Below are 24,330 nucleotides of genomic sequence, written 5' to 3'. Positions count from 1 at the left end.
CCCATGACGCGCAAGACAGTGACGCAGGACACGAATTGCGTCCGTCCTGACCGCATCGGCACGGGGAAGTTTCTTCACATTCACAAACCGTTGACCCGAAAAGTCCTCAGATCGAAACTTTCACAAGCCTGAAAGCGGGCTGAAACATTGTTGGGCCGAATCGAAACCACTAGCGTCCGGGTTCGGGCGGTTTCGCAGGGGAAAGCCGATCCGTCTTCCAGGTTCGATCCAAGCCACCGCTCCACAGCGCCGGATCTGACCGATCTTTGCCGCCTCGACGGCTCCTCACTCTTGAAGGGAATTCCGATGTCTCATGATCCGCAGCGCTTGCGTCAGCGTGCCTTGGTTGTACTCGGTGGTTCGGTGCTTTCGACCCTGCTCCTGGCGGCGCCGGCGTTCGCCGGCGACGTGCAGTTGAGTGGCCTGGCCTCGGCCCCGACCCACCAGCGTTTCATCGTCAAGTACAAGGACGGCGCCACCGAGGTGGCCACCCCGACCGCACTGGCCAGTTCGCTCAAGGCCGCCGCCCAGGCCGTTCCTGCCGCGCAGGGGCGGGCGCTGGGCCTGCAGAAGCTGCGCCAGCTGGCCATCGGCCCGACCGTGGTCAAGGCCGACCGGCCGCTGGATGCCGCCGAATCGGAACTGCTGATGCGTCGCCTGGCCGCCGATCCGAACGTGGAGTACGTCGAAGTCGACCAGCTGATGCACGCCACCCTGGTGCCCAACGACAGCCGCCTGTCCGAGCAGTGGGACTTCGGCACCAGCAACGCCTCGATCAACGTGCGCCCCGCCTGGGACAAGGCCACGGGAACGGGCGTGGTGGTGGCGGTGATCGATACCGGCATCACCAACCATCCGGATCTGAACGCCAACATCCTGCCTGGCTATGACTTCATCAGCGATGCCGCGATGGCGCGCGATGGCGGTGGCCGCGACAACAATGCCAACGACGAAGGCGACTGGTATGCCGCCAACGAATGCGGCGCCGGCTACCCGGCTTCCAATTCCAGCTGGCACGGCACCCACGTGGCCGGCACCATCGCCGCGGTGACCAACAACACTACCGGCGTGGCCGGCACCGCCTACAACGCCAAGGTCGTTCCGGTGCGCGTGCTGGGCAAGTGCGGCGGCTACACCTCCGACATCGCCGATGCGATCGTGTGGGCATCCGGCGGCACCGTCAGCGGCGTGCCGGCCAATGCCAACCCGGCCGAAGTGATCAACATGTCCCTTGGCGGCGGCGGCACCTGCTCGACCACCTACCAGAACGCCATCAACGGCGCGGTCTCGCGCGGCACCACCGTGGTGGTGGCAGCGGGCAACAGCAACACCAACGTGTCCTCGTCGGTGCCGGCCAACTGCGCCAACGTGATCGCGGTGGCCGCCACCACCTCGGCCGGCGCCCGTGCCAGCTTCTCCAACTACGGTGCCGGCATCGATGTCTCGGCGCCGGGCCAGGCGATCCTGTCCACGCTCAACAGCGGCACCACCGTGCCGGGCGCTGCGTCCTATGCGTCGTACAACGGCACCTCGATGGCGGCCCCGCACGTGGCCGGCGTGGTCGCGCTGGTGCAGTCGGTCGCGCCCACCGCGCTGTCGCCGGCAGCCATTGAGACGCTGCTCAAGAACACCGCACGGGCCCTGCCAGGCGCCTGCAGCGGCGGTTGCGGCGCGGGCATCGTCGATGCGGATGCGGCCGTCACCGCCGCGCTGGGCGGGACCAACCCGAACCCGGGCACCGGCACGCTGCAGAACAACGTGCCGGTCAGCGGCCTGGGTGCTTCCAGCGGTGCATCGCTGGCCTACACCGTGGCCGTGCCCTCGGGCCGCTCGCAGCTGAAGGTGACCATCGCCGGCGGCACGGGTGATGCGGATCTGTACGTGCGCTCGGGCAGCGCGCCCACCGACACCGTGTACACCTGCCGCCCGTACCTGAGCGGCAACAACGAAACCTGCACGATCACCGCCCCGGCTGCGGGGACCTGGCACGTCCGGGTGAAGGCCTACAGCACCTTCTCCGGCGTGACCCTGACCGCGCAGTATTGATGTCATCGGTCACCCGACCAACGGTCGGGTGCTACCGGAGGTAGGTGCCGACCGTTGGTCGGCACGCCCCACGCGTGACGCGGTTACCGCGTCACGCGTCTTCGAACCGGTTCGCAGCGACGTTCTTTCGCACGTGTTCGGGGTTCCAGATGCGGCCGTTCATGGCGATGTACACGCCCGGCTGCAGCGACTGCACCGCTCCGATCGCACAGCCGATGTTGAACTCGGCGTCCGAACCACGGAAGCGCGCCGGGCTGAGTGCGCCGGTCATGACGATGGTCTTGTCGGGGATGCTCTTGAGCACCCGGCCGGTCTGCACCATCGAATCGGTGCCGTGGGTGACCAGCACGTGGCGGGTCGGCTGCGCGGCGATGGTGGCGCGGATCAGCTCGCGGTCTTCGTCGGTGATGTGCAGCGAATCCTTGCGCAGGATCGGAATCACGTTGAAGCGGAAGGTCACGCCCAGCTCGCGCAGGATCATCCCGATCTGGGGATCGCCGATCTGGTAGTCCGACTTGTCGTCGAAGTAGATCTTGTCGATCGTGCCACCGGTGGTGATGATCAGTAGTTCTTCCATTGCAGGCTTCCTGGAGTGCGGGCGGTACCGCGCGGCAATACCCGCGCTGGGTGCCCATGATACGGCTGCCGGCGCCCGCCCGCAGCCGCGCGCGAGGCGCTCAACGCTTCGAGAAACGCCGGCGCAGGCCAGGCGCGCTGGAGACCCCGATCACCGCCAGGGCCAGCAGCAGTTCCAACCAGGCGAAGTGCGCGGTTTCCGGGTGGCTCCAGGCACTCATCACGCCGTGGCTGAACCAGAACAGCGCCAGCACCCCGGCCCAGAACATCGCCTTGCCGCGCCCCGTGACCACGCCGAGCGCCAACAGCAGCGGCGGGGCGGTGAAGACCAGCTGGCTGGCCAGCCAGTGCCGGTCGTGCGCGAACCACACCGCAAACAGCGCCGCCAACGCGAGCAGCACGGTGGCCAACGTCCACTTCTGCGCGCGCGGGCTCATCCCAGCCGCCGCGCGATATCGGCCACGCGCCGGCCCAGCGCGCGCGCCAGGATCGCTTCGTCCTCGCTCGGCACCGGGTTGTCGTCGGCGCCGGCCACATGGCTGGCACCGTAGGGGGTGCCGCCGGTGGTGGTATGGCTCAGCGCCGGCTCGGTGAACGGAATGCCCACGATAAGGCAGCCGTGGTGCAGCAGCGGCACCTGCATCGACAACAGCGTCGATTCCTGCCCGCCATGCAGCGACGCGGTGGAGGTGAACACCCCGGCGGGCTTGCCGGCCAGCGTGCCGTTGACCCACTCGGCCCCGAGCCCGTCGAGGAAATGCTTGACCGGCGCGGCCATGTTGCCGAACCGCGTCGGGCTGCCCAGCAGCAGGCCGCTGCAGTCGGCCAGGTCCTCCACGCTCACGTAGGGCGCACCGTCATCGGGCACTGGCGGGCGCGCGGTCTGGGTGACCGCCGCCACCGGCGGCACCGTGCGCAGGCGCGCGCTCATGCCGGGCACTTCGCCGATGCCACGCGCGATCTGACGCGCAAGCCGCGCCACCGAACCGCCGCGGCTGTAATACAGCACCAGGATCTCCGCCATCTCGCTTCCGTTGTGTCCAGTCTGTCCGCAGTATGGCATTGCCTCCACCCGGCTTCAGGTACGCTTGCCACGATGGAACCCCTGGACACCCTCAACCTGTGGATGGAACGCGTGCGCGATCGCGCCCGTACCGCCAGCTTCGGTCGCTTCCTGTGGCGCCGCTTCCTCGACGACCGCCTGTTCCAGGCCGCCGCCTCGCTGGCCTACACCACCGTGTTCGCGCTGGTGCCGCTGGCGATCGTGGTGTTCGGCGTGCTCTCGGCGTTCCCGGTGTTCGACCGCTGGAGCGACACGCTCAGCGACTACGTGTTCTCCAACTTCGTGCCCAACGCCGCGCGCGCGGCCGAAGGCTACCTGCGCCAGTTCTCGGCCAGTGCCGGGCAGCTCACCGCCGCCGGCTTCATCGCGCTGGTGGTGTCGCTGCTGATCACCCTCAACAGCGTCGAGCAGACCTTCAACCAGATCTGGCGGGTCAGTTCGGCGCGGCCCAAGCTCACCCGCTTCCTGGTCTATTGGACCGTACTGACCCTGGGCGCGATGCTGGCGGCCGCCTCGCTGGCCGTATCGGCCCGCGTGTTCGCGCTGCCGCTGTTCGGTACCAGTGAAGGCCGCCTGCTGGCCAATGCGTCGTTGACGCTGGCGCCGATCCTGATCGAGTTCGTCTGCATCATGCTGGTCTACCGGGTGGTGCCGCACCACACGGTGAAGTGGCGGCATGCCATTCCAGGCGCGATCCTCGCGGCAGTGATGCTGGAGCTGGTGAAGTGGGCCATGGGCGCCTACCTGGGCAGCTTCCAGTCCTACCAGAAGCTTTACGGCACGGTGGCCTTCGTGCCGATCCTGCTGCTGTGGATCTACCTGTGCTGGGTCTCGGTGCTGCTGGGTGCCTCGCTGGCCTCGTCGATCGCCGCGTTCCGCTACCAGCCGGCCGACCTGCGCCTGCCCACCGGCTACGAACTGTATGGCCTGCTGCGCCTGATCGGCCGCTTCCACCAGGCGCGCATGGACGGACGCGGGCTGGACGAAGACGAGATCCTGGGGCTGGAGCCGATGCTGACCGACTCGCTGCTGCAGAGCATGCTCTGCGACCTGGAAGCGATCCGGGTGGTGCGCCGCGACGAACAGGGCCAATGGCTGCTGTCGCGCGACCTGGACAGGCTCACCCTGGCCGACCTCTACGAATCGACGCAGCTGCGCATTCCGGTCAAGGAAGCCTACCTGCCTTACCGCGACGACAGCCTCGGTACCGCCTCGGTGGCGGCGCTGGATGCCCTGCGGCTGCCGCTGCGCGAGCTGCTCAAGCGCCGCGTCAGCGATATCTATTCCCCGTCTGGAGACACCCCATGACCTTCAAGCCCCTGCTGCTGGCCGTCGGCCTGCTGGCCCTGGCCGGCTGCAACAAGCCGGCACCGCAGCCCGAAGCGGCCGCCCCGGCGCCGGCCCCCGCAGCAGAACCGGCAGCCCCGGCCGCCGACCCCGCCACGCCCGACCTGGAGCGCAAAACCGTGGCGCAGCCGCGCCTGGTGCTGCCCGCCCTCGACGGAACCACGTACGACCTGGCCGCACATCGCGGCAAATGGGTGGTGGTGAACTTCTGGGCGACCTGGTGCGCGCCCTGCCGCAAGGAAATGCCGGAGCTGTCGGCACTGCATGCCATGCGCGAGGAGATCGAAGTGGTCGGCCTGGCCTACGAAGACATCGAGCCGGAGGAGATGAAGGCGTTCCTGCAGAAGCTGCCGGTGACCTACCCGATCGTGCTGGTGGACACCTACAACCCGCCGGAAGACTTCGCCGTGCCGCGCGGCCTGCCGCTGACCTACCTGATCGCACCGGACGGCAAGGTCGCCAAGGAATTCCTGGGCCCGGTCACCGCAGCGGACATCGAAGCGATTGTGCATTGACGATCTGCCCTTGGTTGATTGATCCCGATCCGCGGACGCCACGTAACAATTCGTAGCGCCGGCCGTTGGCCGGACACCGCGCGAAGCGCGGCCCAAGTGTCCGGAGACGGTTGCGCCACGCTCGCGACCAACACGCCGGGGTTTACAGGTTCCGAAGCCGTCTGTCGGGCGTTCATGGCGCCGGAACGAAAAGCGGCCGGCCAACGGCCGGCGCTACAGTCGGCTTCGGATCGTCCAAGCGTCGGACGGATTACCGGAGCCGCGTTTTGCCAGCTGCGGATACGTGGGCCGCGCTGCGCGCGGTGTCCGGCCAACGGCCGGCGCTACGAATTCATACGGGCCAATCAGGATGGGGATCAATCAACCTGGGGGTCATGAGGTGACAGGTTGATCGGTTTCAACACGCCGAAATGCTCTTCGTGCAGTTTGCCTTTCAACGGCGGCAGGTCCGGGATGGGATCGTCCACCCCGGTATCGGGCAGGCGATCCAGCAGGTTGCGGATCAATCCCAGCCGACCGCGCTTCTGGTCGTTGAAGTCCACCAGCGTCCACGGCGCCTCTTCCCGATGGGTGGCGCGCAACATCGCCTCGCGCGCTTCGGTATACGCGCTGTACTTGCTGCGCGATTTGAGGTCCACCGGTGACAGCTTCCAGCCCTTGAGCGGGTCCACGTGGCGCTCGGCAAAGCGTTTCTCCTGCTGCACCTGGTCGACCGTGAGCCAGTACTTGAACAGCAGGATGCCATCGTCCACCAGCAGCTTCTCGAACACCGGCGCCTGCGCCAGGAACGCGTGATACTCGGCCTCGGTGCAATAGCCCATCACGTGCTCAACCCCGGCCCGGTTGTACCAGCTGCGGTCCATCAGCACGATCTCGCCGGCAGCGGGCAGGTGCGACACATAGCGCTGGAAGTACCACTGGGTACTTTCGCGGTCGGTCGGCTTGGGCAGCGCGACCACCCTGCACTGGCGGGGGTTGAGGTGCTCGGCGATGGCCTGGATGGCGCCGCCCTTGCCGGCGGTATCGCGGCCCTCGAACAGCACCAGCACGCGCTGCCCGGCGTGCTGGGCCCAACGCGCCATCGCCGTGAGTTCGAGCTGCATCGGTTCAAGCAGTGCCTGGTACGCCTTGCGCTTGAGCTTGCCCATCGGTGCGGGATTCCGGCTGACAGAAGAAACCCGAGCCTAGCGCAGTGGGGTGTCAGCCCGCGTGTGCATCCTGCCAGCCATGCAATCTCCCCATCGCCTGCACCTCGGCACTGAAGTCGCGGGCGAACCCGGCCATGTCGAACAGGCCGGTGTCCGAACGCCGCTGGGCCAGGGTGGCGCGCAACGCTGCCAGTGCCTGCGGGTCGTTGCCCAGCGCGATGGCGGTCTCCACGAAGACGCGGTCGTCAGCAGCGTTCATCGTCGGCAGCTGCAGGTGATGGTTGAGCGAGCCGGCCACGCGCGAAGCGAACGTCGCGCCCGGGCAGGTCAGCACCGGGCAGCCGGCCCACAGTGCATCGGATGCGGTGGTGTGCGCGTTGTACGGGTGCGTGTCCAGGAACAGGTCCGCCTGCTGGTAGCGCGCCAGGTAGGTCGGGTGCGGCAGCTTGGGCATGAACACCAGCCGCGCCGGATCCAGCCCCGCCTCGCGCGCCGCCGCGCGCAGCCGCGCATCGGCATTGCCCGGCCCGGACAGCAGCCACAACACGCTGCCCGGCACGCCCTGCAGCACCGCGAACGCGCGGCGCATGCTGCGCGGGTTGAGCTTGTAACTGTTGTTGAAGCAGCAGAACACCACGCCCTGCGCTGGCAGGCCACAGGCCTCGCGGCCTGGCGCGGGCTCCAGCACGCGGGTGTTGTCCGAGGGCTGGAACGCGCGGGGCAGCCGCCGGACCTGTTCGCTGAAGGCCGGCGTCAGCGCGGCGGGCAGCACGTAGTCATCGGCCAGCACGTAGTCGATCCACGCCGCGCCCGACGTGCCCGGATACGCCAGCCAGTTCACCTGCACCGGGGCCGGGCGCATCGCCAGTACCGCCGGCGCGCCACCGCCGCCCCAGCCACGCAGATCGAACAGCACATCGATGCCGGTCGCGCGGATTTGCGCGGCGATTGCCGCGTGCGGCAGGCTCGACACGTCATGCAGTGCGGTGGCAGCGGCCTGCAGGCGCGCGCGGATCGCGCTGCCATCATCGGCGTTGAGGGCAAACAGATGCAGCTCCAGCGCGCCGAGCGCACGCAGCTGCTCGAACAGCGCCACGGTCAGCAGCCCGGTCGGGTGCGCGCCGAAGCCATTGGAAAGGAAACCCACGCGCAGCTGCCCCGCGCGGCGGACCTGCGCGGGCGGCAGCGCACGCAGTCCCTCGGCGATGCCCGCAGCGCGCTGCCGCGCACACGCCAGCTGCTCGGCGGCGCTGGCGTCTTCGCTGAGGAAGGCGAACGGCTCCACTACCGCCGCGCCTTGCGCCACGGCCTGGCGCACCTGCTGGGACAGCGGTTCGAGTTCGCGCCAGTCGCACAGCCGGCGTTGCCAGTTGAGCAGCTGGGCGGTGATGTAAGGCTCGCCGGGCAGCAGCCGATGCGCCTGGCGGTAGGCATCGGCAGCGGCTTCGGGCTGGCCGGCGTCTTCCAGCGCGTGGCCCAGCCACAGCGCGATGCCGGGGTGCTCCGGGACCAGGTTGGCGGCCTGGCGCAGCAGCGTGGCTGCTTCGCCATGGCGGCCCTGCATCCAGCGCGCGCGGCCCAGCCGGGCCAGCGCTTCGGGGTGGCCGGGGCGCAGTTGCAACGCGCGTGTAGCGGCATGATCGCCGGCAGCGGTGTCACCGGCCTCAAGCTCGGCGTCGGCCAGCATCACCCAGGCGATGAAGTCCTGCGGCTGGCGCTGCACTGCGCTGCGCAGCTGCTCGCGCTGCGGGTCCATGCTCACGCGCCGGCGGACAGCTGGGCCAGTTCATCGGCCTGGTGTTCGTGGATCAGCCGCTCCACCAGCGTATCCATCTCACCGGCGATGATGTTGGGCAGGTCGTACAGGGTCAGCCCTTCCACCCGGTGGTCGGTGATCCGGCCCTGCGGGAAGCTGTAGGTGCGGATGCGCTGGCTGCGGTCGCCGCTGCCGACCTGCAGCCGGCGGCTTTCGGCGGTGGCGGCCGCCTGCTTGCTGCGCTCGGCATCGAGCAGCTGCGCCTTCAGGCGCTTCATCGCCTTGTCGCGGTTGGCGTGCTGGCTGCGCTCGGTCTGGCATTCCACCACCACGCCGCTGGGCACGTGGGTGATGCGGATGGCCGATTCGGTCTTGTTGACGTGCTGGCCACCGGCGCCGGACGAGCGGAACGTATCCACCCGCAGGTCGGCCGGGTTGATGACGATCTCATCAACCTCGTCGGCTTCGGGAATGATCGCCACCGTGGCCGCCGAGGTGTGGATGCGGCCCTGCGACTCGGTGGCCGGCACGCGCTGCACGCGGTGCGTGCCGGATTCGAACTTGAGCTTGGAATAGGCGCCGCGCCCGACCACGCGCGCCACGATCTCCTTGTAGCCGCCATGCTCGCCGGGGCTGTCCGATTCGATCTCGACCTTCCAGCCCTGGCGTTCGGCATAGCGCGCGTACATGCGGAACAGGTCGCCGGCGAAGATCGCCGCCTCGTCGCCGCCGGTGCCGGCGCGCACTTCCAGGAACAGGTTGCCGTCGTCGCGCGGATCGCGCGGCACCAGCAGCAGCGCCAGGTCATGGTCCAGCTGCTGCAGGCGTTCCTGCGCGGCGGTGATTTCCTCCTCGGCCAGCTCGCGCAGGTCCGGGTCGGCACGCATCGCTTCGGCGGCGGCCAGGTCGGCCAACGCCCGCGCTTCATCGGCCAGCGCAGTGGCGATCGGCTGCAGCTGGGCGAATTCACGTGAAAAATTGCGGAAGCGCTCGTTGTCGCCGACCACGTCCGGGTCGGCCAGCAGGCGTTCAAGTTCTTCGCGGCGTTCGGCCAGCGCTTCCAGCTTACGGCGCAGGGTCGGCGTCATCGTTGCTCACGGCAGGGTGTTGGTAGCCCGGCTTGGCCGGGAACAGGCGCTCGGCGGCGCGGGTCAATTCAGTATCGCCGCTGAGCGCGGCCGCACGCAGCGCGGCGGTCGGCGGGTGCAGCAGGCGGTTGGTCAGGCCATGCGCAAGCAGCTCCAGCACTTCCTCCGGCGATTTGCCGTGGGCCAGCTGCTGGCGCGCCTTGTCCAGCATTTCGACCCGGGTGGCTTCGCCGTACGCGCGCAGCTGGCGCAGCGGCGCCTGGTGCGCATTGGCCTGCAGGGTCTCGACGAACCGCGATACCTGCAGCTCGATGATGGCTTCGGCTTCGGCGGCCGCCTCACGCCGGCTGCGGCGGTTGTCCTCCACCGCGCGCTCCAGGTCGTCGACCGTGTACAGGAAGGCATCCTGCAGCTCGCCCACCCCGGTTTCGATATCGCGCGGCACCGCCAGGTCGAACAGCAGCATCGGCTTGTGCTTTCGCGAGCGCAGCGCCGCGGCGATCTGCGCCTTGGTGATCACCGGCTCGCGCGCGGCGGTGGCCGAAAACACCACGTCGGCTTCGCCCAGGTGGCGTTCCAGCTCGGTCAGCGGCAGCGCCACGCCGCCATGGCGGGTGGCCAGCTCCTGCGCGTGCGCCAGGGTGCGGTTGGCGATGAGCAGCCGGCGTACGCGGCCTTCGCTGAGGTGACGGGCGGCCAGTTCGATGGTTTCGCCGGCGCCCACCAGCAGCACGGTGGAGTCTTCCAGCCGCGCGAAGGAGTTCTGCGCCAGGCGCACTGCGGTGGAGGCCACCGAGATCGGGTTGGCGCCCACGCGGGTATCGGTGCGCGCGCGCTTGGCCACCGAGAAGGTCTGCTGGAACAAGCGATCCAGGCGCTGGCCGAGCAGGCCATGGTCGCGCGCGGTCGCCCAGGCATCCTTCACCTGGCCCAGGATCTGGGGCTCACCCAGCACCATCGAGTCCAGCCCGGTGGCGACCCGGAACAGGTGGCGCACCGCATCGGCATCGGCATGCTGGTACAGGTAACCGTGCAGCTGCCCGGCGTGCGACTCCAGCCACTGCGCCAGCGCCTCGCCCGATTCGGCCACGGCATACAGCTCCGTGCGGTTGCAGGTGGACAGCAGCACCGCCTCGGCCACCTGTGGGGTATCGCGCAGCGACGCCAATGCCTGGGGCAGGGCGTCGCCGCCAAAGGACGCGCGTTCGCGCAGTTCCACTGGCGCGGTCTGGTGATTCAGTCCGAGCACCCACAGGGTCATTGTTCAGTTGCTTGCGATAAGCTGCTGGCCATTCAAGTCGTCATTTTAAGGCCAGAAGCCCCCGATGCCCGCATTGATTCGCATCTCCAGCGTTCTGCTGCTGTCCCTGTTCACCGCCAGCGCCCTGGCGGCGGCCCCGGCTGCACCGGCTGGCAAGGCCGGAACGGCCGAACCGGCGTCGCTGACCCCGGTCATGGCCGGTGAGTTCGCGCTGCAGGCCGGCAAGCTGCCCGAGGCCGCGCGCTGGTACCTGGAGGCCGCCGAGGCGGGCCGTGACGACGCCGGCCTGGCCGAGCGCGCCACCCGGATCGCCATGCTCGCCGACGATGACAAGCGCGCCACCCGCGCGTTGGCCCTGTGGGAGAAGCGTGCGCCCCGTTCGTTGTCCATGCGCAGCGCTGCGGCCGCGCTGGACCTGCGCAAGGGCGATGTGAAGGGCGCGCGGACCGAGCTGGCCAGCCTGCTGCGTGACCCGGACCCGCGCGGCTGGAAGTTCGCACTGGCCGCGCTGGTCGGTGGGGGCCGCGACCCGGCCGCCGCCGCCGATGTGCTGGGCCGGCTGGTCGACGACAACGCCATCCCCAACCAGCTCGAGCCCTGGCAGGAATTCGGCCGGCTGGCCATGCGCATGGACCGGCCCGAGCTGGCCCGGCGCATGGTCGATGAAGTGGTGCGCCGCTTCCCCGGTGAGCCGCGCGTGGCGCTGCTCAATGCCAGCCTGATGTTCCAGGCCGGCAAGACCGACGACGCGCTGGCGGCGCTGCATTCGGTGGAGCCGCGCACCGCCGAAGACCCGGAGCTGCGCAATGCCGTGGCCATCGCCTACGACGCCATGGGCGATGCGACATCGGCCGAGCGCGTGCTCGCGGTCGGTCCGCAGAACGTGCAGACCTGGGGCATGCGCGCCTCGCTGCTGGCCAAGCAGAAGGACGATGTGGCGCTGCTGGCGCTGTATACCGATCTCTCGAAGCAGGCGACCAGGCCGGATCCGGCGCAGCGCCTGCTGCTGGGCAAGATCGCCGAATACCTCAAACGCCATGCCGAAGCGGTGGACTGGTACCTCAGCGTGCCGGGCGGCGAAGAGCGCGCCGAAGCGCGCCTGCGTGCGGCCAGCGCCCAGTACGAACTGGGCCAGACCGACAAGGCCTTTGCCGGGGTGCACGCGATCCAGTCCGACGCCATGATCGACGACGAAGCGCGGCGCGATGCCTACCTGCTCGAAGCCGAGCTGCGCCAGCGGGGCGATGACCTGCCGGGTGAGCTGGACGCGCTGGCCCGGGGCCTGGCCGCCTACCCGGACGAGAACGCGCTGCTGTATGCCCGCGCGCTGGCCTGGGAGCGCCGCGATGACGTGCCGCGCGCCGAAGCGGACCTGCGCAAGATCCTGGTGACCGAGCCGGAGAACGTGGCCGCGCTCAATGCGCTGGGCTACACCCTGGCCGACCGCACCACGCGCTACCAGGAAGCATTGGAGCTGATCGACCGTGCCCGTGTGGCCGAGCCGGACAACGCCGCCATCGTCGACAGCTACGGCTGGGTGCTCTATCGCCTGGGCCGCAACGAAGAAGCGCTGGTGCAGCTGCGCCGCGCGTGGACGCTGGCCAAGGACCCGGAAATCGCCGCGCATGTGGGTGAGGTGCTGTGGGTACTCGGCCGCAAGGACGAGGCCCGCCGTTTCTTCGATGAAGCACGCAAGCTCGACCCGGAAAACCGTGCGCTGCAGCGCGTGATCGAGAAATACGGCGTATGAACCTGATTCCCGTGAAGGCCGCCCTGGCGGCGGTCCTGGCCGTGTCGTTGTCGGCCTGCGTGTCACTGGACACGCGCAAGGCCCCGGCCGCCCCCGATGTGGTGACCACCGTGAGCACCGAAGCGCAGCAGGCAGAGGCCGCGCGCGTGGACGCGCTGCGCGCACAGCCGGCGTGGTCGTTCCAGGGCCGGGTCGCGGTCAGCAAGGGGCGCAACGGCGGCAGTGGTCGCATCGACTGGCAGCAGCAGGCGCGGCAATACGTGGTGTCGCTGAGCGCGCCGGTCACCCGGCAGAGCTGGACCTTGAGCGGCGACAGCGAAAACCGCAGCGGGCGCCTGGACGGCGTGGACGGTGGGCCCCGCCAGGGCGAGGATGCGCAGCAGGTGCTGCTGGAGGCCACCGGCTGGGATATCCCGGTCAACCAGTTGCCGGAATGGGTGCGCGGCCTGGTCGCCGAAGGGGCTGGTGCCGAGCAGATCGATCGGGACGCCGAAGGCCGGCCGCGCCGCGTCCGCCAGATGGGCTGGGACATCCAATTCCTGGACTGGTACCCGGCCGAAGGCGACCGCCCCGTGCTGCCGCGGCGGATCGAGGCGGTCAATGGCGACGCCAAGGTGCGCCTGCTGGTCGACGGCTGGGTGCTCGGCAGCCCATGAGCGCGCTGGACCTGAACGCCGGCGGGCCGTGGTTTCCGGCCCCGGCCAAACTCAACCTGTTCCTGCACATCACCGGCCGCCGCGCCGACGGCTACCACGAACTGCAGAGCGTGTTCCGGCTGCTGGACTGGGGCGACCGGGTCCGGCTGCAGGTGCGTGAAGACGGCCAGGTGCGTCGTGTGGGGCCCTCCGTGCCGGGCGTGGCCGAGGCCGATGATCTCGCCGTGCGTGCTGCGGTCCTCCTGAAAAATCATGCGAACGTCGCGCAAGGTGCGGATATCACCGTCGAAAAGCGCATTCCGGCGGGCGGCGGTTTTGGCGGTGGCTCTTCTGATGCGGCGACCGTCCTGGTGGCGTTGAACGCGCTCTGGGAAACGGGTCTGGACGAAGACGCGCTGGCCGGCCTGGGCCTGCAGCTGGGCGCGGACGTGCCGGTCTTCGTGCGCGGCTGCAACGCCTGGGCCGAAGGCGTGGGGGAGCAACTGACCCCGCTGGCGCTGCCGCCGGCCTGGTATGTGATCGCCGACCCCGGCGTTCACGTGCCCACGGCTGCACTTTTTGCCAGTCCCGATTTGACGCGCGACGCCCCAGTAGCGAAAATAGCGGACTTCGCTTCCGGGTCTTTGCTCGGGAATGCGTTCGAGCCGGTACTGCGCCGTCGCGAACCTGCCGTCGAGGCAGTGCTTATCGCGTTGGACAGGATTGGCCGGGCACGACTCACCGGGTCGGGAAGCGGTTGTTTCGTCGAGTTCGCCACGCGCGCTGCTGCAGAGCAGGGCCTGGCGCGGTTGCCGAAGGAACTGCGGGCATGGGTGGCTGCGGGCGTGGAGCGCTCGCCACTGCTTGATGTACTCGAGCGTTATTGATTTTGATGCAGGGGCGTCGCCAAGAGGCCCAAGGCACCAGGTTTTGATCCTGGCATTCGGAGGTTCGAATCCTCCCGCCCCTGCCACTTGCGGACGCCAACCGCGTTCCATGCGCATGCTGCGCGGACACGGTTGAACGGCCGCGGTGTTGTCACCGCAGACGTCCTCGGGCGCCGGCGGCCGAGTTCTCCGCCAATCGCTCCCGCCCGAGACCGTCATGATGCAAGATCACCCGAACCTGCTGGTATTTTCCGGCAACGCCAACAAGCGCCTTGCGCAGAGCATCTGCAAGGAACTGGGGGTGCGACCGGGCAAGGCGCTGGTGTCGCGCTTCTCCGATGGTGAAGTGCAGGTCGAAATCGAAGAGAACGTCCGCAAGCAGGACGTCTTCGTGATCCAGCCGACCTGTGCGCCCAGCGCCGAGAACCTGATGGAACTGCTGGTCCTGATCGATGCGCTCAAGCGCGCTTCGGTCAACAGTGTCACCGCCGTGGTGCCGTACTTCGGCTACTCGCGCCAGGATCGCCGCATGCGCTCCTCGCGCGTGCCGATCACCGCCAAGGTAGCCGCCAAGATGTTCAGCGCCGTTGGCGCCGACCGCGTCCTGACGGTGGACCTGCATGCCGACCAGATCCAGGGGTTCTTCGACATGCCGGTGGACAACGTGTATGCCTCGCCGCTGCTGCTCGCCGATATCTGGCGCGCCTACGGCACTGAAAACCTGATCGTGGTGTCCCCGGACGTGGGTGGCGTGGTGCGTGCGCGTGCCGTCGCCAAGCGCCTGGACGATGCCGACCTGGCGATCATCGACAAGCGCCGTCCGCGCGCCAACGTCTCCACCGTGATGAACATCATCGGTGACGTCGAAGGCAAGACCTGCGTGATGGTCGATGACATCGTCGATACCGCCGGCACCCTGTGTGCGGCCGCCGCGGCGCTGAAGGCGCGTGGCGCCCTCAAGGTGGCCGCGTACTGCACCCACGCCGTGCTCTCGGGCCCGGCGGTGGACAACATCAACAACTCCCAGCTCGACGAGCTGGTGGTGACCGATACCATCCCGCTGCGTGAAGAAGCGCGCGTGTGCAGCAAGATCCGCCAGCTCAGCGTGGCGGAAATGCTGGCCGAAACGATGCGCCGCATCGCCTTCGGCGAGTCGGTCAGCTCGCTGTACGTGGATTGATTCGTTTTTTCCTGGCCGCCGGCAACGGCAGCCAGGGCCCCGGGGACGTCTGGTCGCGGACGTGCCCTTCATCGCCAAGCCACTCCGGCAAGGCAACAACTGGTAGAAGCAAAATGTCGAAGACCCATGAAATCAAGGTCACCAAGCGTGAACTGCAGCGTAAGGGTGCGAGCCGCCGCCTGCGTCACGCCGGTGTGATCCCGGCCATCGTGTACGGTGGCAACGCCGAACCGGTCGCCATCAGCCTGGACCACAACGCCACCTGGCTGGCCCAGCAGAACGAGTGGTTCTACTCGTCGATCCTGAGCCTGAACCTGGACGGCCAGATCACCAAGGTGCTGCTGCGTGACATGCAGCGCCACCCGCACAAGCAGCTGATCATGCACCTGGATTTCCTGCGCGTGGATGAGAACCAGGCCCTGACCGCTTCGGTGCCGCTGCACTTCCTCAATGAAGACACCTCGCCGGCCGGCAAGGCTGCCGACGTCGTGGTCACCCACGAACTGAAGGAAGTCACCGTCAGCTGCCTGCCGAAGGACCTGCCGGAGTCGATCGACGTCGACCTGGGCGAGCTGAAGGCTGGCGACGTGGTGTACCTGTCCAACATCAAGCTGCCGAAGGGCGTTGAGATCGTTGCCCTGGCCCAGGGCAAGGACCACGACGACGCCATCGTCACTGCCAAGCACGGCAAGGGCGAAGCCGCTGACGAAGAAGTGGCTGCTGCAGAGTAAGTGATTGCGGCGCCTGTCCCCCCGGGGCAGGCGCCGTTTCTGCATGTACCGGCACGACGCCGGTAGCGATGAAGAAGAGCGATGACAGGATTGCGATTGATCGTTGGCCTGGGTAACCCCGGACCCGAGCACGCCCAGACCCGGCACAATGCCGGGTTTCGTTTCATTGACGCCCTGGTCGCACAGGCCGGCGCGCGCTGGAGCGTGGACAGCAAGCTGTTCGGCGAGACCGCCAAGGTCGATATCGCCGGCCAACCGGTGTGGCTGCTCAAGCCCGCCACCTTCATGAATCTCAGTGGCAAGTCGGTCACCGCCGCACAGCGCTTCTGGAAGATCGAGCCCGAGGAAACCCTGCTGGCGCACGACGAACTGGACCTGCCGCCCGGCGTGGCCCGGCTCAAGTTCGATGGCGGCCACGGTGGCCAGAACGGCCTGCGTGACACCATCCGCCTGCTCGGCCATGGCAGGTTCCACCGCCTGCGCATCGGCATCGGTCATCCCGGTCACAAGGACCGCGTGGTGCCATGGGTGCTCGGCCGTGCCAGCAAGGACGATGACGTGCTGATCGGGCATGCCATCGACGACGCCATCGACGTACTGCCGCTGGCCGTGCGTGGCGATTACAGTGAGGCGATGAAGCGCCTGCACACCCCGAAATAACCACGGCGTACCGACCGACGGTCGGTGCCTACCACCCCAGAGGTTGTCAAAGATGGGTATCAAATGCGGCATCGTCGGCCTGCCCAACGTCGGCAAATCGACCCTGTTCAACGCGCTGACCAAGGCGGGCATCGCCGCGGCCAACTTCCCGTTCTGCACCATCGAGCCGAACGTCGGCATCGTGCCCGTGCCGGATCCGCGCCTGAACGAACTGGCGGCGATCATCAACCCGCAGAAGGTCATCCCGACCGCCGTGGAGTTCGTCGACATCGCCGGCCTGGTCGCCGGTGCCGCCAGCGGTGAAGGCCTGGGCAACAAGTTCCTGGCCCACATCCGCGAAGTGGATGCGATCACCCACGTGGTGCGCTGCTTCGAGCACGGCGACATCATCCACGTGGCAGGCAAGGTGGATCCGATCTCGGACATCGAGACGATCGACATCGAGCTGGCCCTGGCGGACCTGGACAGCGTGGAAAAGGCGCTGAACCGCGCCGAGCGCGCGGCCAAGGGTGGCGACAAGGATGCCGCGGCACGCAAGCCGGTGCTGGCGAAGCTGCAGGCTGCGCTGTCCGACGGCAAGGCGGGCCGTTCGGTGGGCCTGGACGAGGAAGAGAAGGCGCTGGTGCGCGATCTGTTCCTGCTGACGCTGAAGCCGGTGATGTACATCTGCAACGTGCTGGAAGACGGCTTCGAGAACAATCCGCACCTGGAAGCGGTGCGCGCGCACGCTGCGGCCGAGGGCGCGATGGTGGTGCCGGTCTCGGCGGCGATCGAAGAAGAGCTCTCGCAGCTGGACGACGAAGACCGCGACACGTTCCTGGCCGACCTCGGCCTGAGCGAGCCGGGCCTGAACCGCGTGATCAACGCAGCGTACAAGCTGCTCGGCCTGCAGACCTACTTCACCGCCGGCGTGAAGGAAGTCCGCGCCTGGACCGTGCGCAAGGGCGCCACCGCCCCGCAGGCGGCCGCCGTGATCCACACCGACTTCGAGAAGGGCTTCATCCGCGCCGAAACCATCGCGTATGACGACTTCATCAAGTACAAGGGCGAAGCCGGCGCCAAGGAAGCCGGTCGCCTGCGCCTGGAAGGCAAGGAATACCGCGTCCAGGAAGGCGACATCCTGCACTTCCGCTTCAACGTCTGATCGATCCGACCGTTGATGTCCGCAACGCCCCGCCTTGAGCGGGGCGTTCGCGTTTGGGCGTGGACAATAATTAGCCACGCCCCGAAAGCGCTGCGCGACAGGCTTCACCGCACTTGTCCACAGCAAACTCCCATGCCTTTCCACGCGCCATGTGGAAAACCCGCCGCCCGCATGGACAAATAATCACCATGCATTCGAAACCATTGCGGCACGGGGCTCACGCAGGCTTGTCCACAGCTAACTCCCACCGCTCTCCACGACCCCTGTGGAGAACCGCATCCAATCGACGTGACGCCGGGCTCTGCCCGGCTGCTTCTCGCATCTGGGCGAACAGCCGTGCGCTGCGAACGTGCCTGGCTTGGGCCGTCGGGTGCGGGTTTGCGGGACACGCCGTGAACCCATCCATGGGGGCTCGTAGAAAACATCCATGTTTTCTACGGTCCCGCAAACCCACCCCCGCCGGCCCCCGACAGTTGGCCGGTGGCCAAGGAAGGAGCGGAATTCCCGTTGTTTGGCATGCTCCGGCATCGCCGGTAGGGTTGGTTCCCAAACAACCGCCGTGAACGTATCTACGTCCGGTAGCGCATGAATTGGATCGGAATGATCGACGGCCAACGGCCGTCCCCCGCGTTTCCCATGGCAACGACACACCGTCTAAGGCGGGTCGGGGCGGGTTTCCGGGGGTGTAGAAAACATGGATGTTTTCTACAAGCCCCCATGGATGGGTTCACGGCGTCCCCCGGAAACCCGCACCGTCCCGCCAAGCCAGACGATCGTTGCAGAACGGCTGTTCGCCTCACCCCAACAGCAGCGCCGCGCAGCGTGGCGCCACGCAATCCCGGCAACCAAGGCAATCCCGCCCTTACAGCGCAGACCCACCAAACTTGTGCGTGTACTGCAGGTTCAACTGGCGGCCGACGGTATCGAACCACGACACGTCGTAATACGGGTACGACGTATAGGTCGCATCCTTCGGCGGCATCTTGTTGAACAGGTTCACCACCGACAGCGACAGGCGCGAATGGTCGTCGAAGCGGTACTGCACCGACAGGTTGTAGCGGTACGTCGCCTTCATCCACGGGCTGTCGCCGCTTTCCCAGTCGAAACTCTGGTCGTAGCTGTCGAAGCTCGGCAGCTTGCCCAGGCGCGAACCGTACAGCGTGGTCGACCACGCCGCGTTCTCCCAGGTCAGGCTGGCGCTGGTCTTGGTGCGCGGTATGTCGAAGCCGCTGTTGACCGCGAACTGGTCGTCCACCACGTCCCCGGCGAACTGCTGGAAATCATGGCGCTGCACCCAGGTGTGGTTGCCGCTCAGGATGAAATCACCGACGCCGGTGGTCAAGCGGTAGCGCAGGCCCACGTCAATGCCGCGGGTGGTTTCGCGGGCGATGTTGATCGGGCTCACGTGCACCCCGTACAGGCGGCCGTCGTCGGTTCGGGTGACGCGGCTGATGGCGTCCACGCAGGTCGGCGAGCTGGCATCGGCGTCGCCCAGGCGGCAGGCCGCCTCATCGCGCAGGATCGTGCTCACGTCCATGTCCTGCACCTGGTCACGCATGTCGATGTCGAACCAGTCCACCGACAGGTCCAGGCCCACTGCGGGCGACCACACCAGACCGGCGCTCCAGGACGTGCTGGTTTCCGGATCCAGCTGGCGGTTGCCCTGGCGGGTGCGGATCAGGTTCTCTTCGTAATCCGAGCAGTCGTCGGCACCGTCTACCGCACAGGCGTAATAGTCATTGGCGCTGGTTTCATCGTTGCCCGGGCCGGCATACACATAGTGCAGGTCCGGCGCGCGGAACGCGGTGCCGTACGAGCCGCGCACCAGCAGCGAATCGATCGGCCGCCACTCGATGCCGCCGCTCCAGGTCGCCTTGCCGATCGTGTTGCCCGAGTAGCGGTACTGATCGAAGCGGCCGGCTACGCTCACGTTGAGCGTGTCGTGCAGCGGCAGCCGCAGCTCGGCCGCGGTGGCCCAGCGGTTGCGGCTGCCATGGCCGTCCGAATCCTTCCAGCTGTAGTAGTAGTACTGCGTGGCCAGCGGATCGGGATGGAGCGCGTAGGACTGGTTGCCGAACTCGGCGGTGGCCGCAAAGCCGGCCTTGCCGCCGGGCAGCTCGAACAGCTCGCCGTTGGTCAGGGTCAGCGCGGCGGTATCGGTGCGCGATCTGGGCGTGTAGGTGGTGCGTGCGGCGATCGAATCGTACTCGGCGCGGGTCAGCGGCCGGTACAGGCGCGCCGGGTCGGCGTTGTAGATCGGGAAGCCATCGTCGTCCTCGCCCAGCTGCGGGCCCAGGAACAGGTCGTTGGCCTTGGCCGCGATGATCTGCGGCCAGCGGATCGATGACTGGTACTGCGAATGACTCAGCGAGGCCTCGTAATCCCAGGCCGCGTCCAGCGAGCCCTTGAACCCGGTGGTGACACTGAAGGTCTTCTGGGTGCTGCGGATCATGCCGTTGCTCAGCCCGCCCATTTCCTCCGGCGAGAACTGGCGCTGCCAGAACTCCACCTGGTCGGTGGCCTGGTTGTGGAAGTAGCCGTCCTCGTTGCCATCCGGCGCCATCAGCCCCCACTGGGCCACGTCGCGCATCAGCGCGATGTCGTGGTAGCCCAGCTGTACGTCGGCGAACCACTCCGCGCCATTCTCGAAGCCGTAGCGCAGCGAGGCGTAGCCGTTGGCGCCACGGCGCTTGCTCAGGATCGTGCCGTAGCCGATCGAGCGGTCGCTGCCGCAGTAGAAGCCGTACCGCGCGCGCTCGGCGTAGTAGGTGCTGCCCTTGTTCTGTCCGGCCAGCGCATCGCAGGTGGCCTGGCCCGGGTCCAGGTAATCGTCGTTGTAATCCGTGCGCAGGTAAGCGCGGCGCGCGGCGCGCGCGCTGTCGGTGGGGGCGTCGAGGGTGGAATCCTGCTGCGCGCGCTCATAGGCCCACAGCGGGGTCTGCGACTGCAGCTCCAGGCTGTATACCGCGCTGAACTTACCCAAATCGAAGCCGCTGGCGATGCTCATGTCGAACGACTCGCCACCGCCCTCGGTGGTGGTGCCCATGCGCACGTCCACCGTGGTGCCATCGACCTGCTTCTTCAGGATGAAGTTGACCACGCCGGCGATCGCGTCCGAGCCGTAGATGGCCGACGCGCTGCCGGTCAGCACTTCGATCCGGTCGATCATGCCCAGCGGGATGTTGGAAACGTCAGTGAAGTTGCTGCGGCCCTGGAACGGCATCGGGAAGTCGGCGATCCGGCGGCCATTGACCAGCACCAGGGTGTGGTTCGGCCCCAGCCCGCGCAGGTCGACCTGCTGCGCGCCCGGTGAGAAATCGGCGCCGCTGGCGGACTGCTGGCTCTGGGTCTCACCGCCGTTCTGGGTCATCGAACGCAGAACGTCCGGCACGCTGGTGAAGCCGCTGGCCTGGATCTGCTCGGCGGTGATCACCGTGACCGGGGCCGGGCCCTCAACCTGCGCGCGCGGAATGCGCGAGCCGGTGACCTGCACCGTGTCCAGCTGCTGCACCCCGGGGGCTGGGGCCTGCGCCGCCGCGGTTGCGGCCACACCCATCAACGCCAGCTGGATCGACCACGCCATCGCCTGTTTACGCATGAGAATTCCCAACAAGAAAGTAGGCCTCAGGGGAGGCCGCGACCCCCATTCACATTCGGTGAACGGACGGCGCGCATTTAACGCCTTTTTCATGCCGTTCACCACTGCCTCATCTTCAGGAATGCGCTGAAGCCGATTTTCGGCCCCGGTCCCCGACCTGCATGGCTTTCGGCCGATGCAGGCGGGCGTGCGGCGCGGGCATGATGGGGGTTCACCCACCCCGGTCATCGCCATGTCCCGCCGATCCGCTCTCCTGCTGTCCCTGTGCCTGCTCAGCCCCCTCGCGTTGGCCGCCGAACCGGTGCTAGTCATCCATGGTGGGGCAGGGGTGCAGCGCAAGGATCTCTCGGCGGCCGAGGAAAAGGCCGCGCGCGCGGCCCTGAGCCAGGCGCTCATCAAGGGCCACCAGGCGCTGGCGGCCGGCAAGCCGGCGCTGGACGCGGTCACCGCCGCCATCACCGTGCTCGAGGACGATCCGACCTTCAATGCCGGCAAGGGCGCGGTGTTCACCCATGACGGGCGCAACGAACTGGATGCCGCGCTGATGGACGGCGCCAGCCTCAAGGCCGGCGCAGTGGCCGGCGTGCAGCGCGTGCGCAACCCGATCCTCCTCGCCGAAGCGGTGATGCAGCACTCCCCGCACGTGATGATGGTGGGCCAGGGCGCCGAGACCTTCGCCGCGAGCCAGGGCATCGCGCTGGTCGATCCGTCCTACTTCCGCACCGAAAAGCGCTGGCAGCAGCTGCAGAAGGCGCTGAAGGAGGAGGCCAGCGGTCAGGCCCATGCCGACCTGGAAACGGCCCGCCACTTCGGCACCGTGGGCGCCGTCGCGCTGGACAGCCAGGGCCACCTGGCCGCCGGCACCTCCACTGGTGGCATGACCAACAAGCGCTACGGGCGGGTGGGCGACTCACCGATCATCGGCGCCGGTACCTACGCAAACGCCACCTGTGCGGTGTCCGGCACGGGATGGGGCGAGTACTACATCCGCACGGCCGCCGCGTACGACATCTGCGCGCGCATGCAGTACCTGAAGCAGGGCCCGGAAGAGGCCGGGCGCGAGGTGATCAATACGCGCATTCCCGCGCTGGGCGGCGATGGTGGTGCGATCGTGCTGGGGGTCGATGGCCGTGCCGCCACGCCGTTCAATACGCAGGGCATGTATCGCGGCTGGATTGGTGCCGACGGCGTGCCGCACGTGGCGATCTTCGCGGACGAAACGCTGACGCTTCCGGGCCAATAGCCCGCGTTGTCAGGGCAAATTGCGATTGGTGTGAAAAATTTCAAAAAGGTTGTTGACAGAACCCGCATTCACCCCCAAAATTCACGGCTCTTCCACCCCACACCGAAAACGCTTCGGCGCCACGGGACAGGGTGGTAAGGAGGGATACCCAAGCGGCCAACGGGGGCAGACTGTAAATCTGCTGGCTTACGCCTTCGGTGGTTCGAATCCACCTCCCTCCACCAGTTTCATGCAGTTTCAAGTTGTGGCAAGAGCTTCCGATGCGGGAGTAGTTCAATGGTAGAACCTCAGCCTTCCAAGCTGATGGTGCGGGTTCGATCCCCGTCTCCCGCTCCATTGAATGGATTTGAATATATTCAAATTCGTGCCATAATTCAAAACTCGCTCACGTAGCTCAGTCGGTAGAGCACCTCCTTGGTAAGGAGGAGGTCGAAGGTTCGATTCCTTTCGTGAGCACCATCTTAGTGCCACCATTCAGACGATTTCGAGATAAGCAGCCATGGCCAAGGGTAAGTTCGAGCGCACCAAGCCGCACGTCAACGTCGGCACCATCGGTCACGTCGACCACGGCAAGACCACGCTGACCGCCGCACTGACCAAGATCGGTGCCGAGCGCTTCGGTGGCGAGTTCAAGGATTATTCCTCGATCGACGCCGCGCCGGAAGAAAAGGCCCGTGGCATCACGATCTCGACCGCACACGTCGAATACGAATCCCCGACCCGTCACTACGCCCACGTCGATTGCCCGGGCCATGCTGACTACGTCAAGAACATGATCACCGGTGCTGCCCAGATGGACGGCGCGATCCTGGTCTGTTCGGCTGCTGACGGCCCGATGCCGCAGACCCGCGAGCACATCCTGCTGTCGCGTCAGGTCGGCGTGCCGTACATCGTCGTGTTCCTGAACAAGGCCGACATGGTGGACGACGCCGAGCTGCTGGAACTGGTCGAAATGGAAGTCCGCGAGCTGCTGAGCAAGTACGACTTCCCGGGCGACGACACCCCGATCATCTCGGGCTCGGCCCGTCTGGCGCTGGAAGGCGACCAGAGCGAGATCGGCGTGCCGGCCATCATCAAGCTGGTCGAGGCGCTGGACACCTGGATCCCGCTGCCGGAACGTGACGTGGACAAGACCTTCCTGATGCCGGTGGAAGACGTGTTCTCGATCTCGGGCCGCGGCACCGTGGTGACCGGTCGTATCGAGCGCGGCGTGATCAAGGTCGGCGAAGAAATCGAAATCGTCGGTATCCGTGACACCCAGAAGACCACCGTGACCGGTGTGGAAATGTTCCGCAAGCTGCTGGACCAGGGCCAGGCAGGCGACAACGCCGGTCTGCTGCTGCGCGGCACCAAGCGTGACGACGTCCAGCGCGGCCAGGTGCTGTGCAAGCCGGGTTCGATCAAGCCGCACACCGAGTTCGAAGGCGAAGTCTACGTGCTGTCGAAGGACGAAGGCGGCCGTCACACCCCGTTCTTCAACGGCTACCGCCCGCAGTTCTACTTCCGTACCACCGACATCACTGGCGCCGCCAAGCTGCCGGAAGGCGTCGAGATGGTGATGCCGGGTGACAACGTGAAGATGGTCGTGACCCTGATCAACCCGGTCGCCATGGATGAAGGTCTGCGCTTCGCGATTCGTGAAGGCGGCCGTACCGTCGGCGCCGGCGTGGTCTCCAAGATCATCAAGTAATCTGCACTACCG

Annotated in this window: 20 protein-coding genes and 4 tRNA genes; 16 read left to right on the top strand and 8 right to left on the bottom strand. The window is 67.3% G+C overall.

Annotation, left to right across the window (positions count from 1 at the left end; all coding sequences use genetic code 11):
• Positions 1 to 306 precede the first annotated feature (306 nt).
• Complete coding sequence (locus QE395_RS14800) at positions 307 to 2,046, top strand: S8 family peptidase (RefSeq protein ID WP_306989790.1); 1,740 nt, start codon at positions 307 to 309, stop codon at positions 2,044 to 2,046.
• Positions 2,047 to 2,137: 91 nt separating this feature from the next.
• Here the strand turns inward: QE395_RS14800 and QE395_RS14795 are convergent, their stop codons facing one another.
• The 3 genes from QE395_RS14795 to wrbA form a co-directional block, all read right to left on the bottom strand.
• Entirely contained in the window at positions 2,138 to 2,623 is a 486-nt protein-coding gene (locus tag QE395_RS14795; protein ID WP_068849402.1) for an asparaginase domain-containing protein, read from the bottom strand.
• A gap of 100 nt (positions 2,624 to 2,723) precedes the next feature.
• Positions 2,724 to 3,059 carry a DUF2069 domain-containing protein gene (locus tag QE395_RS14790; protein WP_095364643.1) on the bottom strand — a complete coding sequence of 112 codons (336 nt, stop codon included), beginning with the start codon at positions 3,057 to 3,059 and terminating at the stop codon, positions 2,724 to 2,726.
• On the bottom strand, positions 3,056 to 3,646 hold the full coding sequence (gene wrbA / locus QE395_RS14785) for an NAD(P)H:quinone oxidoreductase (RefSeq protein WP_093534550.1): 591 nt from the start codon (positions 3,644 to 3,646) through the stop codon (positions 3,056 to 3,058). The genes QE395_RS14790 and wrbA overlap by 4 nt, the downstream gene beginning before the upstream one ends.
• Positions 3,647 to 3,718: 72 nt before the next feature.
• Here wrbA and QE395_RS14780 point away from each other — a divergent pair, with 72 nt between their 5' ends.
• On the top strand, positions 3,719 to 4,993 hold the full coding sequence (locus tag QE395_RS14780) for a YihY family inner membrane protein (RefSeq protein ID WP_306989788.1): 1,275 nt from the start codon (positions 3,719 to 3,721) through the stop codon (positions 4,991 to 4,993).
• Positions 4,990 to 5,547: a TlpA disulfide reductase family protein gene (locus tag QE395_RS14775; protein ID WP_068849409.1), complete on the top strand. Its 558-nt coding sequence runs from the start codon at positions 4,990 to 4,992 to the stop codon at positions 5,545 to 5,547. Before QE395_RS14780 ends, QE395_RS14775 begins: the two co-directional genes overlap by 4 nt.
• A 356-nt stretch (positions 5,548 to 5,903) precedes the next feature.
• On the opposite strand, the gene ppk2 is transcribed toward QE395_RS14775, so the two are convergent.
• Genes ppk2 through hemA form a run of 4 tightly spaced genes read right to left on the bottom strand, consistent with a single transcriptional unit; the run spans position 5,904 to position 10,800 of the window.
• On the bottom strand, positions 5,904 to 6,695 hold the full coding sequence (gene ppk2, locus QE395_RS14770; RefSeq protein WP_306989786.1) for a polyphosphate kinase 2: 792 nt from the start codon (positions 6,693 to 6,695) through the stop codon (positions 5,904 to 5,906).
• 52 nt (positions 6,696 to 6,747) lie between these two features.
• Positions 6,748 to 8,457: a tetratricopeptide repeat protein gene (locus tag QE395_RS14765; protein WP_306989784.1), complete on the bottom strand. Its 1,710-nt coding sequence runs from the start codon at positions 8,455 to 8,457 to the stop codon at positions 6,748 to 6,750.
• Positions 8,454 to 9,539: a peptide chain release factor 1 gene (gene prfA, locus QE395_RS14760; RefSeq protein WP_068849415.1), complete on the bottom strand. Its 1,086-nt coding sequence runs from the start codon at positions 9,537 to 9,539 to the stop codon at positions 8,454 to 8,456. Before prfA ends, QE395_RS14765 begins: the two co-directional genes overlap by 4 nt.
• On the bottom strand, positions 9,517 to 10,800 hold the full coding sequence (hemA, locus tag QE395_RS14755) for a glutamyl-tRNA reductase (protein WP_095364647.1): 1,284 nt from the start codon (positions 10,798 to 10,800) through the stop codon (positions 9,517 to 9,519). Before hemA ends, prfA begins: the two co-directional genes overlap by 23 nt.
• A gap of 64 nt (positions 10,801 to 10,864) precedes the next feature.
• Here hemA and QE395_RS14750 point away from each other — a divergent pair, with 64 nt between their 5' ends.
• From QE395_RS14750 to ychF, 8 genes are all read left to right on the top strand, one after another.
• Positions 10,865 to 12,550 carry a tetratricopeptide repeat protein gene (locus QE395_RS14750; protein WP_306989781.1) on the top strand — a complete coding sequence of 562 codons (1,686 nt, stop codon included), beginning with the start codon at positions 10,865 to 10,867 and terminating at the stop codon, positions 12,548 to 12,550.
• Positions 12,547 to 13,206: a lipoprotein insertase outer membrane protein LolB gene (lolB, locus tag QE395_RS14745; protein ID WP_249833791.1), complete on the top strand. Its 660-nt coding sequence runs from the start codon at positions 12,547 to 12,549 to the stop codon at positions 13,204 to 13,206. Before QE395_RS14750 ends, lolB begins: the two co-directional genes overlap by 4 nt.
• Positions 13,203 to 14,072 carry a 4-(cytidine 5'-diphospho)-2-C-methyl-D-erythritol kinase gene (gene ispE, locus QE395_RS14740; RefSeq protein ID WP_306989779.1) on the top strand — a complete coding sequence of 290 codons (870 nt, stop codon included), beginning with the start codon at positions 13,203 to 13,205 and terminating at the stop codon, positions 14,070 to 14,072. The genes lolB and ispE overlap by 4 nt, the downstream gene beginning before the upstream one ends.
• 9 nt (positions 14,073 to 14,081) lie before the next feature.
• Positions 14,082 to 14,158 (top strand) — tRNA-Gln (locus QE395_RS14735).
• Between the two features lie 134 nt (positions 14,159 to 14,292).
• On the top strand, positions 14,293 to 15,252 hold the full coding sequence (locus QE395_RS14730) for a ribose-phosphate diphosphokinase (protein ID WP_038692467.1): 960 nt from the start codon (positions 14,293 to 14,295) through the stop codon (positions 15,250 to 15,252).
• 113 nt (positions 15,253 to 15,365) lie between these two features.
• Positions 15,366 to 15,983: a 50S ribosomal protein L25/general stress protein Ctc gene (locus QE395_RS14725; protein WP_068849424.1), complete on the top strand. Its 618-nt coding sequence runs from the start codon at positions 15,366 to 15,368 to the stop codon at positions 15,981 to 15,983.
• A gap of 81 nt (positions 15,984 to 16,064) precedes the next feature.
• On the top strand, positions 16,065 to 16,643 hold the full coding sequence (gene pth / locus QE395_RS14720; RefSeq protein WP_184124884.1) for an aminoacyl-tRNA hydrolase: 579 nt from the start codon (positions 16,065 to 16,067) through the stop codon (positions 16,641 to 16,643).
• A gap of 52 nt (positions 16,644 to 16,695) precedes the next feature.
• The gene (ychF, locus tag QE395_RS14715; RefSeq protein WP_093534570.1) at positions 16,696 to 17,787 is read left to right on the top strand and encodes a redox-regulated ATPase YchF; all 1,092 of its coding nucleotides are present in this window, start codon (positions 16,696 to 16,698) and stop codon (positions 17,785 to 17,787) included.
• An 862-nt stretch (positions 17,788 to 18,649) separates the two neighbouring features.
• Here ychF and QE395_RS14710 read toward each other — a convergent pair.
• The gene (locus QE395_RS14710) at positions 18,650 to 21,385 is read right to left on the bottom strand and encodes a TonB-dependent receptor (RefSeq protein ID WP_306989776.1); all 2,736 of its coding nucleotides are present in this window, start codon (positions 21,383 to 21,385) and stop codon (positions 18,650 to 18,652) included.
• Between the two features lie 232 nt (positions 21,386 to 21,617).
• Between QE395_RS14710 and QE395_RS14705 the strand changes: the two genes are divergently transcribed.
• The 5 genes from QE395_RS14705 (at position 21,618) to tuf (ending at position 24,318) form a co-directional block, all read left to right on the top strand.
• A complete protein-coding gene (locus QE395_RS14705) occupies positions 21,618 to 22,628 on the top strand; it encodes an isoaspartyl peptidase/L-asparaginase (RefSeq protein WP_306989774.1) in 1,011 nt (336 codons plus the stop codon).
• 138 nt (positions 22,629 to 22,766) lie between these two features.
• Positions 22,767 to 22,852 (top strand) — tRNA-Tyr (locus QE395_RS14700).
• A 38-nt stretch (positions 22,853 to 22,890) separates the two neighbouring features.
• Positions 22,891 to 22,964 (top strand) — tRNA-Gly (locus QE395_RS14695).
• Positions 22,965 to 23,011: 47 nt separating this feature from the next.
• Positions 23,012 to 23,087 (top strand) — tRNA-Thr (locus tag QE395_RS14690).
• Positions 23,088 to 23,127: 40 nt separating this feature from the next.
• The gene (tuf, locus tag QE395_RS14685; RefSeq protein WP_068849432.1) at positions 23,128 to 24,318 is read left to right on the top strand and encodes an elongation factor Tu; all 1,191 of its coding nucleotides are present in this window, start codon (positions 23,128 to 23,130) and stop codon (positions 24,316 to 24,318) included.
• Positions 24,319 to 24,330: the final 12 nt, after the last annotated feature.

Source organism: Stenotrophomonas sp. SORGH_AS_0282, from assembly GCF_030818125.1.
Lineage (GTDB): Bacteria > Pseudomonadota > Gammaproteobacteria > Xanthomonadales > Xanthomonadaceae > Stenotrophomonas > Stenotrophomonas rhizophila_A.
Note: the sequence above shows the minus strand (reverse complement) of the source record. Positions and strands in the feature narration are given on the sequence as shown.

Bases quoted from the DNA above. Each gene is read 5' to 3' on its own strand.
- ychF (WP_093534570.1), top strand. From the start codon at position 16,696: ATGGGTATCAAATGCGGCATCGTCGGCCTGCCCAACGTCGGCAAATCG.
- QE395_RS14775 (WP_068849409.1), top strand. From the start codon at position 4,990: ATGACCTTCAAGCCCCTGCTGCTGGCCGTCGGCCTGCTGGCCCTGGCC.
- QE395_RS14750 (WP_306989781.1), top strand. From the start codon at position 10,865: ATGCCCGCATTGATTCGCATCTCCAGCGTTCTGCTGCTGTCCCTGTTC.
- QE395_RS14795 (WP_068849402.1), bottom strand. From the start codon at position 2,623: ATGGAAGAACTACTGATCATCACCACCGGTGGCACGATCGACAAGATC.
- QE395_RS14730 (WP_038692467.1), top strand. From the start codon at position 14,293: ATGCAAGATCACCCGAACCTGCTGGTATTTTCCGGCAACGCCAACAAG.
- QE395_RS14800 (WP_306989790.1), top strand. From the start codon at position 307: ATGTCTCATGATCCGCAGCGCTTGCGTCAGCGTGCCTTGGTTGTACTC.
- QE395_RS14725 (WP_068849424.1), top strand. From the start codon at position 15,366: ATGTCGAAGACCCATGAAATCAAGGTCACCAAGCGTGAACTGCAGCGT.
- tuf (WP_068849432.1), top strand. From the start codon at position 23,128: ATGGCCAAGGGTAAGTTCGAGCGCACCAAGCCGCACGTCAACGTCGGC.
- pth (WP_184124884.1), top strand. From the start codon at position 16,065: ATGACAGGATTGCGATTGATCGTTGGCCTGGGTAACCCCGGACCCGAG.
- ispE (WP_306989779.1), top strand. From the start codon at position 13,203: ATGAGCGCGCTGGACCTGAACGCCGGCGGGCCGTGGTTTCCGGCCCCG.
- QE395_RS14790 (WP_095364643.1), bottom strand. From the start codon at position 3,059: ATGAGCCCGCGCGCGCAGAAGTGGACGTTGGCCACCGTGCTGCTCGCG.
- prfA (WP_068849415.1), bottom strand. From the start codon at position 9,539: ATGACGCCGACCCTGCGCCGTAAGCTGGAAGCGCTGGCCGAACGCCGC.
- hemA (WP_095364647.1), bottom strand. From the start codon at position 10,800: ATGACCCTGTGGGTGCTCGGACTGAATCACCAGACCGCGCCAGTGGAA.
- lolB (WP_249833791.1), top strand. From the start codon at position 12,547: ATGAACCTGATTCCCGTGAAGGCCGCCCTGGCGGCGGTCCTGGCCGTG.
- QE395_RS14780 (WP_306989788.1), top strand. From the start codon at position 3,719: ATGGAACCCCTGGACACCCTCAACCTGTGGATGGAACGCGTGCGCGAT.
- QE395_RS14710 (WP_306989776.1), bottom strand. From the start codon at position 21,385: ATGCGTAAACAGGCGATGGCGTGGTCGATCCAGCTGGCGTTGATGGGT.
- ppk2 (WP_306989786.1), bottom strand. From the start codon at position 6,695: ATGGGCAAGCTCAAGCGCAAGGCGTACCAGGCACTGCTTGAACCGATG.
- QE395_RS14705 (WP_306989774.1), top strand. From the start codon at position 21,618: ATGTCCCGCCGATCCGCTCTCCTGCTGTCCCTGTGCCTGCTCAGCCCC.
- wrbA (WP_093534550.1), bottom strand. From the start codon at position 3,646: ATGGCGGAGATCCTGGTGCTGTATTACAGCCGCGGCGGTTCGGTGGCG.